Annotated in this window: 16 protein-coding genes and 3 riboswitches; of the genes, 7 read left to right on the forward strand and 9 right to left on the reverse strand. The window is 40.2% G+C overall.

Features of this window, described 5'->3' with window-relative positions:
• Positions 1-82 precede the first annotated feature (82 nt).
• Complete coding sequence (locus N0M92_RS09730; protein WP_260285524.1) at positions 83-1,276, reverse strand: NupC/NupG family nucleoside CNT transporter; 1,194 nt, start codon at positions 1,274-1,276, stop codon at positions 83-85.
• A 166-nt stretch (positions 1,277-1,442) separates the two neighbouring features.
• A riboswitch (purine riboswitch) is annotated at positions 1,443-1,543 on the reverse strand.
• A gap of 202 nt (positions 1,544-1,745) precedes the next feature.
• On the opposite strand from N0M92_RS09730, the gene N0M92_RS09735 reads away from it, so the two are divergent.
• A complete protein-coding gene (locus tag N0M92_RS09735; RefSeq protein ID WP_260285525.1) occupies positions 1,746-2,450 on the forward strand; it encodes a DUF421 domain-containing protein in 705 nt (234 codons plus the stop codon).
• Between the two features lie 89 nt (positions 2,451-2,539).
• Here N0M92_RS09735 and N0M92_RS09740 read toward each other — a convergent pair whose 3' ends face one another.
• On the reverse strand, positions 2,540-3,286 hold the full coding sequence (locus N0M92_RS09740; protein WP_192206165.1) for an alpha/beta hydrolase: 747 nt from the start codon (positions 3,284-3,286) through the stop codon (positions 2,540-2,542).
• A 310-nt stretch (positions 3,287-3,596) separates the two neighbouring features.
• Between N0M92_RS09740 and N0M92_RS09745 the strand changes: the two genes are divergently transcribed.
• Entirely contained in the window at positions 3,597-3,917 is a 321-nt protein-coding gene (locus N0M92_RS09745) for a PadR family transcriptional regulator (RefSeq protein WP_260285526.1), read from the forward strand.
• Positions 3,918-4,253: 336 nt separating this feature from the next.
• Here the strand turns inward: N0M92_RS09745 and N0M92_RS09750 are convergent, their stop codons facing one another.
• Positions 4,254-4,403, reverse strand: coding sequence for a hypothetical protein (locus tag N0M92_RS09750; RefSeq protein ID WP_260285527.1), 150 nt, complete (start codon positions 4,401-4,403; stop codon positions 4,254-4,256).
• A 20-nt stretch (positions 4,404-4,423) separates the two neighbouring features.
• The gene (locus tag N0M92_RS09755) at positions 4,424-4,966 is read right to left on the reverse strand and encodes a VUT family protein (RefSeq protein WP_048687567.1); all 543 of its coding nucleotides are present in this window, start codon (positions 4,964-4,966) and stop codon (positions 4,424-4,426) included.
• Positions 4,967-5,016: 50 nt separating this feature from the next.
• Positions 5,017-5,059: riboswitch (PreQ1 riboswitch) on the reverse strand.
• 215 nt (positions 5,060-5,274) lie between these two features.
• Between N0M92_RS09755 and N0M92_RS09760 the strand changes: the two genes are divergently transcribed.
• The gene (locus N0M92_RS09760; RefSeq protein WP_260285528.1) at positions 5,275-5,751 is read left to right on the forward strand and encodes an SRPBCC family protein; all 477 of its coding nucleotides are present in this window, start codon (positions 5,275-5,277) and stop codon (positions 5,749-5,751) included.
• A gap of 44 nt (positions 5,752-5,795) precedes the next feature.
• On the forward strand, positions 5,796-6,236 hold the full coding sequence (locus N0M92_RS09765; protein WP_260285529.1) for an SRPBCC family protein: 441 nt from the start codon (positions 5,796-5,798) through the stop codon (positions 6,234-6,236).
• Positions 6,237-6,460: 224 nt separating this feature from the next.
• Here N0M92_RS09765 and N0M92_RS09770 read toward each other — a convergent pair whose 3' ends face one another.
• Positions 6,461-7,432, reverse strand: a complete 972-nt coding sequence (locus tag N0M92_RS09770; RefSeq protein WP_260285530.1) for an HD domain-containing protein — start codon at positions 7,430-7,432, stop codon at positions 6,461-6,463.
• A complete protein-coding gene (locus N0M92_RS09775; RefSeq protein WP_260285531.1) occupies positions 7,429-7,734 on the reverse strand; it encodes a hypothetical protein in 306 nt (101 codons plus the stop codon). Before N0M92_RS09775 ends, N0M92_RS09770 begins: the two co-directional genes overlap by 4 nt.
• 334 nt (positions 7,735-8,068) lie before the next feature.
• Here N0M92_RS09775 and N0M92_RS09780 point away from each other — a divergent pair, with 334 nt between their 5' ends.
• Both N0M92_RS09780 and N0M92_RS09785 read left to right on the forward strand, forming a co-directional pair.
• The gene (locus N0M92_RS09780) at positions 8,069-8,638 is read left to right on the forward strand and encodes a TetR/AcrR family transcriptional regulator (protein WP_260285532.1); all 570 of its coding nucleotides are present in this window, start codon (positions 8,069-8,071) and stop codon (positions 8,636-8,638) included.
• Positions 8,639-8,688: 50 nt separating this feature from the next.
• Positions 8,689-9,036: a DUF4260 domain-containing protein gene (locus N0M92_RS09785; RefSeq protein ID WP_260285533.1), complete on the forward strand. Its 348-nt coding sequence runs from the start codon at positions 8,689-8,691 to the stop codon at positions 9,034-9,036.
• 55 nt (positions 9,037-9,091) lie between these two features.
• On the opposite strand, the gene queE is transcribed toward N0M92_RS09785, so the two are convergent.
• Genes queE through queC form a run of 3 tightly spaced genes read right to left on the reverse strand, consistent with a single transcriptional unit; the run spans position 9,092 to position 10,948 of the window.
• Positions 9,092-9,820: a 7-carboxy-7-deazaguanine synthase QueE gene (queE, locus tag N0M92_RS09790; RefSeq protein WP_260285534.1), complete on the reverse strand. Its 729-nt coding sequence runs from the start codon at positions 9,818-9,820 to the stop codon at positions 9,092-9,094.
• The gene (gene queD / locus N0M92_RS09795) at positions 9,813-10,283 is read right to left on the reverse strand and encodes a 6-carboxytetrahydropterin synthase QueD (protein ID WP_192206177.1); all 471 of its coding nucleotides are present in this window, start codon (positions 10,281-10,283) and stop codon (positions 9,813-9,815) included. The genes queE and queD overlap by 8 nt, the downstream gene beginning before the upstream one ends.
• A complete protein-coding gene (gene queC / locus N0M92_RS09800; RefSeq protein ID WP_260285535.1) occupies positions 10,283-10,948 on the reverse strand; it encodes a 7-cyano-7-deazaguanine synthase QueC in 666 nt (221 codons plus the stop codon). The genes queD and queC overlap by 1 nt, the downstream gene beginning before the upstream one ends.
• 55 nt (positions 10,949-11,003) lie before the next feature.
• A riboswitch (PreQ1 riboswitch) is annotated at positions 11,004-11,046 on the reverse strand.
• A 185-nt stretch (positions 11,047-11,231) separates the two neighbouring features.
• Here queC and N0M92_RS09805 point away from each other — a divergent pair.
• Positions 11,232-12,911 carry a methyl-accepting chemotaxis protein gene (locus tag N0M92_RS09805; protein WP_260285536.1) on the forward strand — a complete coding sequence of 560 codons (1,680 nt, stop codon included), beginning with the start codon at positions 11,232-11,234 and terminating at the stop codon, positions 12,909-12,911.
• The last annotated feature ends 403 nt before the right edge of the window (positions 12,912-13,314 follow it).

Genomic DNA, 13,314 nt, shown 5'->3' on the forward strand with positions numbered 1-13,314 from the left:
GCTGTGCATGGGAAAATCCAGCACAGCTTTTTTCACACAAGAAAGGGCATCCATTAAAAAAAATGGATGCCCTTGTTTTAGTTCACCAAACGAATAACCCAACGACCATGGCACTCAGCAAGGAAACAGCCATCCCGCTAACCAGTAATTTCCAAACATTCCTTCCGATGATGTTCGATTTCTCATCATTGAGGATGGAATTGAACGTTCCATAAATCATGCCCACTGTACTGAAGTTGGCAAATGACGTCAGATAAGTGACAGCCACAGCAGCTGTATGCGGAGACAGTGTACTGACTTTATCTTTTAAATCGAGCAAGGCAACGAACTCATTCGTGGCAAGCTTGATTCCCATCAATTGAGCGACGTACATGGCATCAGGTCCAGATAGTCCAAGCAGGAATGCAAATGGACTAAAAATGACAGAGAAAATCTTTTGAATGGTCAAGCCATCCACAAAGAAACCGAAAATGCCGTTTACGCTGGCCGTTAAGGCCACATAGCCGATAACCATTGCCATGATGACGAAGACCATTTTGGCTCCGACAAGCATACTGTTGGAAATGGTGGAAAAGAAATCTTTACGTTCCTCTTTAGAAGGTACATAAACGACGTCTTCCTCTTTAGTGACGTCGACGGGATTCAGCATGTTTGCTATCAGCAAGGCATTTAAGCAGTTCAAAGGTATCGCTACAAAAACATAGGTTGCCGGTACCATGGAGAGGTAGGCACCAATGATTGAACCACTGATGCTGCTCATGCTCATGATTCCAAATGTCAAAAGACGCTGATCCTTAATCGCACTGAGCTGCATGCGGAGAACGGCAAGTGCCTCGGTATTCCCTAGGAACATCATTTGAATCGAAAAGAAACTCTCAAGTTTTGGCAAACCGGATACTTTTGAGATGAGCCATCCCACTTTATCAATGATCCAGGTAAGTATACCGAAATACGATAAAACATCAAAAAACGTGATAATGAAGATAATTGGCATCAATGCGCTGAAAAAGAAATCCACATGTTCATTCGCCATAAGTGAAGGAAAGACAAAAGAAATTCCTTCATTCGCACATTCAATCAACCAGGTGAAGAATGAAGCGATCAGATTGATGACCCATGCCCCAATTTTAGTGGATAACATGAACCATGTGATAAGTAATTCGAGAACCAGCAAGGTAAGAATGGCTTTCCACTTAACGTTCCTTTTATTAGGTGAACAAAGGTAAACGATGCCCATTACAACCAAAACACCTAGTATATTCAATAAGAAATACATGATTTCATCCCCTTTGGATATATTATTTCCCATTCATTTTTTTATATAAAAAGCCCTCACCTTTTTACACTTTCAGCCGCAGGAAGAAAGTGTGAAAAAGTAAGAGCCTTCTTGAAATGTTTTGTGGATCAAGCCTGTTCAAGCCAACCAAAACCTGTTCATCTCTTCTATTTTCATACTTCCTTGTAGTCCGGCATTACGGCTGCCAGGTAGAAACTATCAGACCATCATCACTGATATTATACAAGGATATTTTTTTAATGAATTTCTCAGGAAAGATATCATTTTAAATCAGTTTATTTTTAATTACAATACGTTTCAAAGTTGTTATATTAATATAAATTTTTCGAAAACAGTCAAGGAAGTCTCCAAGTGGCAATGTTGGGTAATACTAATAAGAAGCTGGCTTAAACCCTCCCAGTTGTTTCAATTCACCTTACTAACACAGGAAATAAGGACGTGAATTTTTGTGGATTTTTTTCATAGCCAGGAAACTCTTACTGCATTTCAGTGGACTTTAAGAGCCATCATATCCTTCTTCTTCTTAATTTTTTTGGTTAAATTGATGGGGCAACGGTCCATTTCCCAGTTAAGATTACTTGATTTCATAATGGCGTTAACTATTGGGAACATTCTTTCCCGCCCTTTGTCTGATGAACAGTCAGGATTGAAGGGCTCAATGATCACGGCCTTTGCATTAGTCATCTTATATATAATCAGTTTGTTTACGAGCCTTAAGTGGCGGAAACTTCGAAATTTTTTTGACTCCGACCCCTTTCCGCTTATCGAAAATGGACAAATCATTTACAAAAGTCTAGCTAGGGCCCGAATATCCATCGATGATTTATTATCGGAGTTAAGAAAAGAAAAGGTCGAAGATATTCAAAAGGTATCCCTTGCACTATGGGAATCGGGTGGTACCATTTCATTATTTTTACACCCTCAATATGAAGCGGTAACACCAGCAGATATGCACCTAGCAACAACTGACTTCAATTTTCCTAAAACGATTATTAAAGAAGGGAAGATTGATTATAAAGAATTAAATAGGGGCGGTAAAGACGAAGAATGGCTGAAAAAAGAAATCGAAACAACATATAATGCCGACGTGAACGATATTTTATTGGCAACTCTTGATAATAACGATAACTTAAAGGTCTTTTTCTACAAATAGCCAAAATAAAAACCCCCAAACATTGTGTAAAGCCTACATGAATGTAGGCTTATAACACGTCAACGTAAAGGGGATTATTAACTCGCTTATTACTCCGACCAATTCAGTGTATTCAAGAACTTATAAACATCTTCATACACTTGATTACGTTCCTTACCCAATGTGATGATATGACCTGATTTTTCATACCATATCAAGTGTTTATGCTGCGTATCGACTTCATTGAAAATCGCTGTAGCACTCTCCGTATAGTCGGGATCATCCAAACGCCCTTGTAAAACAAGAGTTGGTGATGTGATCAAATCTAAATCTTCACCTGTCTCATTTATAATATTCAACACATCTTTTAGTTGAGGCATAGGCTCTTCTTCCAGCAGCTTCACTTCTGCAGCAATTTGGTCTGCATCTTTGCCCTCAAACTTCTTATAAGCCTGTGCATAATTGAGCAAGCGGTTCTTTTGTCGATCGATACTTTTTCCTTTCGTCGGAGCGCACATTGAAACCACCCCTGTTACAGGCAATTCAATTCCCACTTTTAATGAGAAAACTCCTCCTAAAGAAATTCCCACAACAGCAATTTCCTCATAGCCTTCATCTTTAAGGAAATTATAACCATCAACTACGTCTTTCCACCATTCCTTTGGACCTGTTTTAACAAGTTCCTCGGCTGATACTCCGTGCCCACTATAAAGAGGTCCGTGGCAAGTATAGTCGAGATCATTCAAGTACTTTCCTAATTTCTTCATATCTCCTGTACTTCCGGTAAACCCGTGAAGTAAAAGAACAGCTCTTTTTCCACCTCTGTATGTGAATGACTCAGGTGCTTTCACTTTCATCTATCTAGGACCTTCTTTCTTTGCTCATGTTGATAAATAGAATCTAAATGATTTTCGAAAAAAAATCAATTAATACCCCTTGAGTAGTGATTCTTCTATTCTATTCCGAATTTTCATTAAAACAATTAAATCATGTATATTGTATCCTTACCACACTCTTCACAACTCATTCGTTCCGAAGCACATTTTACTATGATTAAAATTATTTAGCAATCGTCATTTAACCATTTTTTTAAAGAAAAGTAAAATGCACCTTGTGTTACGATGTACACCATATTACACTTTAAAAATGAAAAGGAGGAGAATTTATTTGGATAAAGAATTAATGAAGGGAAGCATTGACCTCCTTTTACTTTCACTTCTCTCACAAAAAAGGCTATACGGCTATGAAATCACGAAGATCTTGAAGGAAATGAGCATGGGAAAATATCAAATAAGTGAAGGCACCCTCTACTCCGCCCTTAAACGATTAGAAAAAAAAGAATTCATTACAGGCCATTGGAAAGAGTCAGATTCAGGCCGCAGGAAATATTATCATGTCACCGAAAATGGACAAACCGAACTTGAACGGAAACGAGAATGCTTTTACTTCCTGGAAAAATTAGTCCGGAAAAGCGCAGAGCAATTCTAAACAAAATAAAAAGCTCTCTGCACCCATTACTTGGAAAGGCGCAGGAAACTTTTTTTTGCTGAGTTTGGGCTGTTTACTCGTGAATTTGCTGTTTTACTCGTGAGTTTCGCGCTTTTACTCGTGAGTTTTGCACTTTTACTCGTGAATTCATACCGCACTCATGATTTCGCACCATTTACTTGTGAGTTTCGCACATTTACTCGTGAGTTTTGCACTTTTACTCGTGAGTTTTGCACTTTTACTCGTGAGTTTTGCACTTTTACTCGTGAATTCATACTACACTCATGATTCCGCACCGTTTACTCGTGAGTTACTCCGTTCACGCAAAAAAAAGACCTAATTAGGTCTTTTTTTGTCTATTCCTTTATGCTTGCGATAATTGGCGCAAGAGAGCTTCATACAATCCCCTTGAACATGCGGGCCATATTTTTCACGAAAAGCCTCGAGGCAATAGCATTTATCTTTTTCTTTTTTGATTCCATCCATCGAGTGCATCCCTCCTAGCTTTAACTGGAGACTACACGTTTCTCCAGCTCTACGTTGATTCGTCCCAACAGTACGGCACCAATTGACTGAATGATCGTTTTAACGATGATTTGGCCGATGACCGCAGCAGGTACTGCTTCCCATGGCAATATATTGGCACCCAATGGACTTAGGCCAATCACGACAAATATCACCGAATCGAAAAACCCTCCAACGATTCCGCTGTAAAACACTCTCCAGCTCATCGGGAGTTTTAAACGGGTATATATTTCCGTATCCGCTGTTTCTGCGACCACGAACGATAATGCGGAAGCAAATACAATCAATAACGTATCTCCTAATAAAAATGATACACACGCAGATAAAATAAGTGCAGTGACGATACATATATAGGTCTTTGCGCGGCCGAATTTATTCTGGACGAGATCTCGAAAGATGAAGGTTCCCCCAATGAGCAATGTACCCATCGGAATGATGAACATGCCAAAATGCAATGGCGCAAAAGCTGCTGTAACCACATTCGCCGTGATGATGGATACTAAATACAATAAAATTCTTAACATTTCTTAATTCTCCTTATACAGAAAAAACAGCACCCTAAGAAAGAGCACTGTTCCCCTTAGTTTTTTTGAGAGGGTAGCTAGAACCTCTTCCGCCCGAGCGGATTATCATTTTCCTTATTTATCGTAGCTTGAAAGCGATTGGAAATCAAGAAGTTTCCATATGGCTTGCACGGACAATGGTCAATTCAATGACTCTGCCGATTTTTGTCGCAGAAAACTGCTTGACCAGCTGTATATGAAAAGCCGAAAATGATTGATAGAATAATGTTACGATCTTGATATGAGGTATAAACGCGAGGAGGAAAAAGATGATAAAAAAACCATCGTTTGTTCATGCTATTTATATCGCAACCACACCAGAGAAGCTTTGGGAAGCCCTGACGAGCGGTGAGGTCACGAAGAGGTACCATTTTGGATGCCAAGTCCAGTCTGACTGGCAAGAAGGCTCAAGCGTTACATATATGCTGGAAGATGGGCGTATTACTGATCATGGTAAAGTACTCAAGTGTGAGCCGCTGCACCTGCTCTCGTTCACTTGGAACATGACAGGAGACGAAACACCTCGCGAGCAGCCTACCCGGGTCACTTTTATACTGCAGCCCATGGATGATTCGACTTTGAAATTAACGCTTAGGCATGAAGAGCTTCTGGAGACGGATTTCGTATATGATGATCATACCTTTGAAGGCTTGAATAATGGATGGCCAGCAATTCTAAGTAACCTGAAGAGCTTGCTTGAAACGGGACGGACCCTGCCGCCGATAACAGTAGTTCGGGATCATTAAGTGGTAGTGGAAAACTTAAAAAAATCGAAAGAGAGTTGATAGTGATGGATACGCAAATAATCACGAAGTTTAAAATAGCCAAACCAACCAAGGAAGTGTTTGAAGCCATAGTGGACCCAGAAAGAATCGGGAATTTCTGGTTCTCATCGAGTTCTGATAGATGGGAACAAGGCAGGACGCTTACATTGAGATATAACGAATACGATGCTGAAGTGGCCATTCATGTATTGGAAGTAGAGGAAAATAGGAAAATCGTGTTCTCATGGGGAGGAAATGATCAAGAAACGATTGTTACAATTACCCTAAAAGAGTCGGATAAAATGAGTACAATTATTGAAGTGAACGAATCAGGTTTGAAAGAAGACGACCCCGAATTGATAAATAAAATGATAGGACAAAAGGAAGGTTGGGTTTATACATTAACATGTTTAAAGGGTTACTTAGAAAATGGGGTTAATACTTTGAGAGCATCTATAATTTTTTAATTCTTAAATGGTGCTGGTTCAGATAAAATGCAGTTGGGCGTCCTGACTCCCGGCACAATGATACTTAAGATTTTTAAGCATGTTGGGTCCTATTGAGTCTTACCTTCTTTCCTTAATCAAGGTCAAAGAAAGCATACGGGAGGAGACTTTAAATTCTTCCGAGAAAAAACTCAAGGATGGATATCACCCTTGAGTTTTACTTTCCGTATGGTTGGACATGACATTTAATCGGAAATCACTTTTAGATATATGCCCTTCGAAGCTTTTTCATAGGCTTCCATTCCCATTTTCTTAACTCTTTCTGATAAACTGGATGCTCTTAATAATTGGGTTCCTTCAATAACGGAAGGATCAATAAGGCGCACTTTATTTTTCCGATGTAAATCGTATTCCAATTGATTTTCTATCACCTTTACGTTACCATGGATCCGTTTTAACAGGTTTTTCACCTCATGGTCTTCAGTGGAGCTTAACAAGGACATAACTTCTTCATCTGTACCGAGTAAGTCATCAAGGCTGATCAGATTTTTAGCCAAAGCCAATTTTAAGGTCTTTGCCAATACATCATAGCCATATATATTAAGTGGGTTCATGAAAAAATCAATAACTTCACTGTAATACGTTTTCACAAACCATTCCGCCGATTCAATATTATCCAGATACATCCTTCCATTTATTATGATTACATGGTCTAAGAAGTCTTGAACGGATTCCAGTGTGATATGTCCATATTGATACATATCCCGGAGAGTATAATCTACCCGATCGGCGCATAACTCAGGTGCTGGCTGTTCAAGCAATTCCCATTTTGATTGAACTATGACTTCACAATCAAATCCATACTTCTTCAGTATAAATGGGATTTCTGATTCCATAATGACGTGATCATATATCTTTTCATGATAATCTTCATCCTTACAATCCAGAACGAAATCAATAACATGTGAGAATGCAGTATGGGATACGTCATGCAGCAAGCCCGCGATTTGTTCCTCCAATGAACCTCCAAGCGCTTTAATTAAAAGCATCACACCAAGTGAATGGTCAAATCGTGTAACGTCCCACTTCTCATTAACTAAATAACTTGCCCCGCCTTGATGTATCCCCTTTAATCTTTGGACGGGTTTGCTTAGAATCAGCTCTTCAAGAACTCCCTCTACAATGTGTTTCCCATAGATACTATCCAAAACTATCAATAACTGCCGCCTCCCCCATTAGTAGGTGGTTCTGTAAAAATTATTTCCCCCTTTTCATTTTGTTCATATTGCCTTTTTGCCAATTTTATTATTTCTTCTTCATCATTCAAATCGATATCCCCTGGATTGACCTCATCAATTCCTTCTATCGAGATGATTTCATTTATTATTACCTGATCTGGTTGATTCACTTTAAAAATGTCTTCTACAGGTTTCGTTTTATCTTTATACGGTTTAGTGAATAAAAAATAGCCGGTCAAGACTATGATAATTGAACCGAAAATAGCGAATTTCTTTTTCATTTATTCATCCCCTCCAACGCTCTATCAATACCTCTATAATACCATAGGAGGTAATTAATGGTATTTAAATAAGCGCAGCGCATATATAGTTGGTTCCTTTTTCTGTTACATGACATGAATATTTTCTCTGATTCATCTAACGGGCTGCAGGGAATATTCCCTAGTCAATATCCTGCATCCTCCCCTTTGCAACATAGGCGAAATTCCAGTTCAATAAATGGTAAAGCCCCCCTGAAAAAACAGTACTTTGTAATATGATCCAATAGTTGACATTTGAAAATCAGTGAGGTATCATTTTTATTAACCAGTGGTCAATAAATAAGGGGGTCTCAAGATGTCGCCAAGGAAATCGGCAAGTAAAGAACTGTCCAGGGACATGGTCTTGAATGAAGCCAGAAACCTTTTTGCAACGTTAGGGTATTCGAATGTCTCAATGAGGCAATTGGCTAAATCATTGGAATGCAGCCATGGAGCCATATATTATCATTTTAAAAATAAGGCAGAAATATTTTATAGTTTGGTGAAAACGGATTTTTCCGTTTTAAATACTTTAATCGATGATATCATCATGTCGGAAAATGACCCTTCTGTAAAAATGGAAAAGATTTTATTGTGCTTCTTGGAGTTCGGTTTAACCCAACAGAATCATTATTCCATCATGTTTTTATCGAAGGAAAAAGAAATTCAGCAGTTACTTCAATTCGATTCCAATAAAACATATGAAAAGCTAATCCAGTCCCTGACGGACCTAACGGACAACAAATTGAATCCTGCATCCATATGGTCGATTTTTCTTTCTCTTCACGGATTCATCACTTTTTATATTAATTCTGAACTATCTTATGAAGATGTTAAAGGCTTAGCTGATTTTCATGTAAAAAATATCATCGGAAACATCATATAATTTTTTGAACATTATTGACCATTGGTCAAATAAACATTGGGGGTTTTAAAATGGTAAAGAAATTCCTTCATATTGAAGGACTCATGGTTCTTTTAGCGGTGATTTACATCTATTCGTTATATGAATTCAGCTGGTGGATATTCCTGTTATTGATTTTGTCTCCTGATGTTTCCATGCTGGCCTATCTGATCAATGATCGAATTGGAGCAAAGGTTTATAACCTATTTCACACTTATGCCCTGTCCATCTTCATGATTTTGCTTGCCATTTTTCTAAAGTTCGATGCATTGTTGATGATTGGTTTAATTTGGACCGCACATATTGGAATGGATCGCTTATTTGGGTATGGCCTCAAATACACATCTTCCTTCAAAGCTACACATATTCAAAGGCTGTAAAAAGCTTAAAAGGCAGTGTGATTACGCCATCACACTGCCTTTTGCTCACTTTTCTTTATACGCCCCGCTTGTTGCCCCATATATAGGTATGCAGCTGGGGCAGCACTTTCACATCATTCAATTCATCATCTGCTATCACTTTGTCTATTAACTCTTCGTACTTCTTCAAAAGACCGCTGATCAATTGACGATCATCCGCCGTCCTGCTATCGTCATTGCCGACCTGCAAATAAAAAGGAATATCCGGGTAACGACCATGTACATGTTTGGCATATTGATAATCTTCCTCATTAAAGACGACAATCTTCAATGAGACATGGTTTTCAGGATTCCGATTGGCAAGGTTCAAGAGGATTTGGTCGAGCACCGTAAAGTCCGTGTTCATTCTAGAGCTCGGCGGCTTAGGTGAAATCGTCAGTTCATCAATATCGAGAAACCAATCCTGCCATCGGCTCCCTTGTGTTTCGACACCTATCTTCATTTTATTTTCATGCAAGATCGCTATCAACCCGTTTAGGTTTTTCAGCAGAGCCGGGTTTCCGCCTGATATCGTCACGAAGGAAAAACCGGAACCCCCAATTCGCTTCAGCTCATCCCATATTTCTCTTGCAGTCATTTGGACGGTATCTTCCTTACCGGTGCCATCCCAAGTAAATGCGGAATCACACCAGGCACATGAATAATCGCAGCCTGCCGTCCGAACGAACATGGTTTTTTGACCAATGACCATTCCCTCACCTTGGATGGTCGGTCCGAAGATTTCCATAACCGGGAGTTTACTCACTTTCCATCCACTCCCGTCTGGCTTCGGCATAGCTTGTCGGCGTTTCGTATAGTCGAACAAATTCGACTCTAGCACCCTCATATTCTTTTAATGAAAGGGCTTCGGCCATTTTTTCATAAATCCAGACAACCATATTTTCAGCTGTTGTATTCATGAGCGGCAGGGTTTCATTCAAATAACGATGATCCAGGTGGATTTCAATTTCATTTTTCCATATATCCTTGATGTCCCCGAAATCTATCATCAAACCGCGTGAATCCGTATATCCGCTCAATCCGAATATGACCTTATATGTGTGGCCATGCAGGTTCTTGCATTTTCCTTCATAGTCATGCAGATGGTGCGCCGCGTCAAAGGTGAATTCCTTACTCACAAGAACCCTCTTGGTTGTATACTTCAATTGGCTGCGCTGAATGTCTTCATCTATTTTTTGGAGTTTATCCACTATTGTAAAACCGTACATCATGAAAGCACCTTCCGTCTGCTTACATAGTCATCCAGTCCTTTTTTCCGCAGATTACATGCCGGACAATCTCCACAGCCGTCGGAGATGATTCCGTTATAGCAAGTCAGGGTCTTTTCGCGGACAAAGTCGAAGGCGCCAAGCTGATCCGCAAGCTCCCATGTTTCTTCTTTATTAAGCCACATTAGCGGCGTATCAATCACGAATGACTGGTCCATCGACAAGTTCAAGGTCACATTCAACGATTTAATGAATACATCGCGGCAGTCAGGATATCCGCTGAAATCCGTTTCACAGACACCGGTGATAATATGTTTAGCGCCAATCTGACTCGCCAGCACTCCGGCAAACGAAAGGAACAGCAAATTCCTCCCTGGTACGAACGTCGACGGCAATTCCCCTTCTTCTCCGTCCGCAACTGCAATATCACTTCTCGTCAATGCATTCGGTGCCAGTTGGTTCAGCAGCGACATGTCAAGGATATGATGGTTCACGCCCAATTCCTTGGCGATGCTTTGAGCGCATTCGATTTCCAAGCTATGCCGCTGATTATAATCGAACGTCACCGCTTCCACTTCCTCAAATCTCTCCAATGCCCAGAACAGGCACGTCGTACTGTCCTGACCTCCGCTAAACACAACCACTGCCTTTTCTTTCTTCTTCATTTCTATAAAACTCCTTTTTACGGAAAAAAACAGCACCCTAAGAATAGAGCACTGTTTCTCCTTAGTTTTTTTGAGAGGGTAGCTAGAACCTCTTCCGCCTTAACGCGGAATATTATATTTTTCCAAGTCAATAGTAACTTGAAAACGATCATAAATCAAGTTGATTATATTTAGTGAATAGTAGAGCTGATGGAAAATTTGGTTATCTTTTCATTGCTTAAATATCCCATTATCCGTCCGATAAAATAGTGTGAATAAAATATCGATAAAGGGGTCCATTAATTTGAAAAGCATTAAAGGAAAGGTATTGGTGGCATTTTCACTCATCATATCTTTATGTGTCATATTAGGAGCATTCAACATTTACAGCAGCAACAAGTCACTGGTATATTCCCAGAATATCATCGAAAAGGAACTTCCGCTTCTTATCCAAGATGAAAAGCTGCTATATAATCTAGCACAAAGAACCGCATTCGCCCGAGCCTATATTCTATATGGTGACGAGAGTTATAAAGAAAGGTTCTTACAATATACTGAAGACAGCAAGGTCATCCAGGAAGATCTCCTGGCTTTGAGCGATTCTGATAAAGTGAAGGCATTGATCGAGAAAAGCCGGGATTGGAGGATGATGATTGTAGACCGGGTATTTCCACAATATGAAAAGGGAAATGAAGAACGAGCGAAAGAGATACTCAAAAATGAAGTGGCGCCAATCAGCAATGAAGTAATGGAGGGTTTCAAGGAGCTTGCTTCGGAACGCGAGGAATTGATTGTCGCTTCAGGTGAAACCGTCATCGCAAGCGGGAAATCGGTAAAGACGACAAGTATCATCATATCCATTGCGGCAGTCCTTATCGGCCTTCTGCTGGCGCTTGTGACTGCCAACCTCATTACCACCCCCCTCCTTAAAATCAGGGACAGGATGAAAATGGTGGCTGACGGAGAGCTGAATCATGAGCCCCTGGAGCAAAAGTCATATGATGAAATGGGCGAATTAACGGTATCCGCCAACCAAATGCAGAAAAACCTTCGTGATACGATCGAAAAAATGCTCGTTGTATCCGAATCCGTTTCCAACCAAAGTGAGAATCTGACTCAATCAGCAAATGAAGTCCAGCAGGGCAGCAAACAAATAGCGACTACCATGCATGAACTTTCGGAAGGTTCGGAGTCACAGGCCAACCGGGCAGCTGAAGTGGTTCGCATGATGGATGATTTCACCGGCAGAATCGAGTTGGCCCGCCTAGAAGGAGTGAATGTTGCTAAAAGTTCAACCGAAATCCTTTTCTTGACCAAGGAGGGCACCACTTTAATGCGCAGTTCGATCAAACAGATGCAATATATTGATGGGATTGTAAAAAATGCCGTAGAGCAAGTGAAAGGGCTCGATTCCCAATCGCAGCAAATTTCACAGCTTGTACAGGTCATCAAGAATATATCCAATCAAACCAATCTATTGGCACTGAATGCTGCCATAGAAGCCGCTCGTGCCGGTGAACATGGCAAGGGCTTTGCCGTCGTCGCCGATGAAGTGCGGAAACTCGCTGAAGAGGTCACACACTCCGTTGGGGATATCACCAATATTGTCTCCGCCATTCAAACGGATTCAAAAACAGTCGTCCACTCCCTGGAAGATGGTTATGCACAAGTGGACGAAGGCACGAAACAAATCACGCTCACAGGCCAAACCTTTGAAACAATCAATCACTCTGTCGGGAATATGGAAATGAAAATACAGCATATAACAGACGAATTGAACTATATCTCCACAAATAGCAAAAATATCAATCAGGCTATCGAAGATATCGCCGCGGTGTCTGAAGAGTCCGCAGCTGGAATCGAACAAGTCTCCGCCTCTGCTCAGCAATCCAGCTCTTCGATGGATGAAGTCACGAGTCATGCCAGTGAACTTGCATCATCGGCAGAACTGCTGACTGAACAGGTTAGGAAGTTCCAATTATGACACTAGCAATTTCCCGGCACATGAATGCGGGAAATTGCTTTTCCCTCCCATTATATAGATTGTTTCATTTTCGTAAATTCGGGGAATAAATAACTATAGCCAATAATAGATCATTAAAAAGCAAATCTATCAAAAGCGGCGGCTGGAAGTGAATATTTTCCTTTATTTTCAGAATATTTAGTGTATAATTGATTAAAGGAATATTTTAACTTAAATAACCATCACTTCCAATAACCGCTACTGCACATCCCGACATTCCCTTTCAACACCATGCACGGGCACTTATACTCAGTAAGGATCCATTGCATCTTTCTCTCGAATCAAACCGTACACGACTTTTTTCACACAAAAAAACACGATTTTCACTCCAAATTTGTAAAAAAAGGTTAAATTTCACACTTTA

It is taken from the genome of Peribacillus aracenensis, from assembly GCF_025175645.1.
GTDB lineage: Bacteria > Bacillota > Bacilli > Bacillales > DSM-1321 > Peribacillus > Peribacillus aracenensis.

Excerpts from the sequence above, each read along its gene's own strand:
- N0M92_RS09730 (WP_260285524.1), bottom strand. The coding sequence starts at position 1,276 with ATGTATTTCTTATTGAATATACTAGGTGTTTTGGTTGTAATGGGCATC.
- N0M92_RS09740 (WP_192206165.1), bottom strand. The coding sequence starts at position 3,286 with ATGAAAGTGAAAGCACCTGAGTCATTCACATACAGAGGTGGAAAAAGA.
- N0M92_RS09750 (WP_260285527.1), bottom strand. The coding sequence starts at position 4,403 with ATGGATGGAATCAAAAAAGAAAAAGATAAATGCTATTGCCTCGAGGCT.
- N0M92_RS09755 (WP_048687567.1), bottom strand. The coding sequence starts at position 4,966 with ATGTTAAGAATTTTATTGTATTTAGTATCCATCATCACGGCGAATGTG.
- N0M92_RS09760 (WP_260285528.1), top strand. The coding sequence starts at position 5,275 with ATGATAAAAAAACCATCGTTTGTTCATGCTATTTATATCGCAACCACA.
- N0M92_RS09765 (WP_260285529.1), top strand. The coding sequence starts at position 5,796 with ATGGATACGCAAATAATCACGAAGTTTAAAATAGCCAAACCAACCAAG.
- N0M92_RS09775 (WP_260285531.1), bottom strand. The coding sequence starts at position 7,734 with ATGAAAAAGAAATTCGCTATTTTCGGTTCAATTATCATAGTCTTGACC.
- N0M92_RS09780 (WP_260285532.1), top strand. The coding sequence starts at position 8,069 with ATGTCGCCAAGGAAATCGGCAAGTAAAGAACTGTCCAGGGACATGGTC.
- N0M92_RS09785 (WP_260285533.1), top strand. The coding sequence starts at position 8,689 with ATGGTAAAGAAATTCCTTCATATTGAAGGACTCATGGTTCTTTTAGCG.
- queD (WP_192206177.1), bottom strand. The coding sequence starts at position 10,283 with ATGTACGGTTTTACAATAGTGGATAAACTCCAAAAAATAGATGAAGAC.
- queC (WP_260285535.1), bottom strand. The coding sequence starts at position 10,948 with ATGAAGAAGAAAGAAAAGGCAGTGGTTGTGTTTAGCGGAGGTCAGGAC.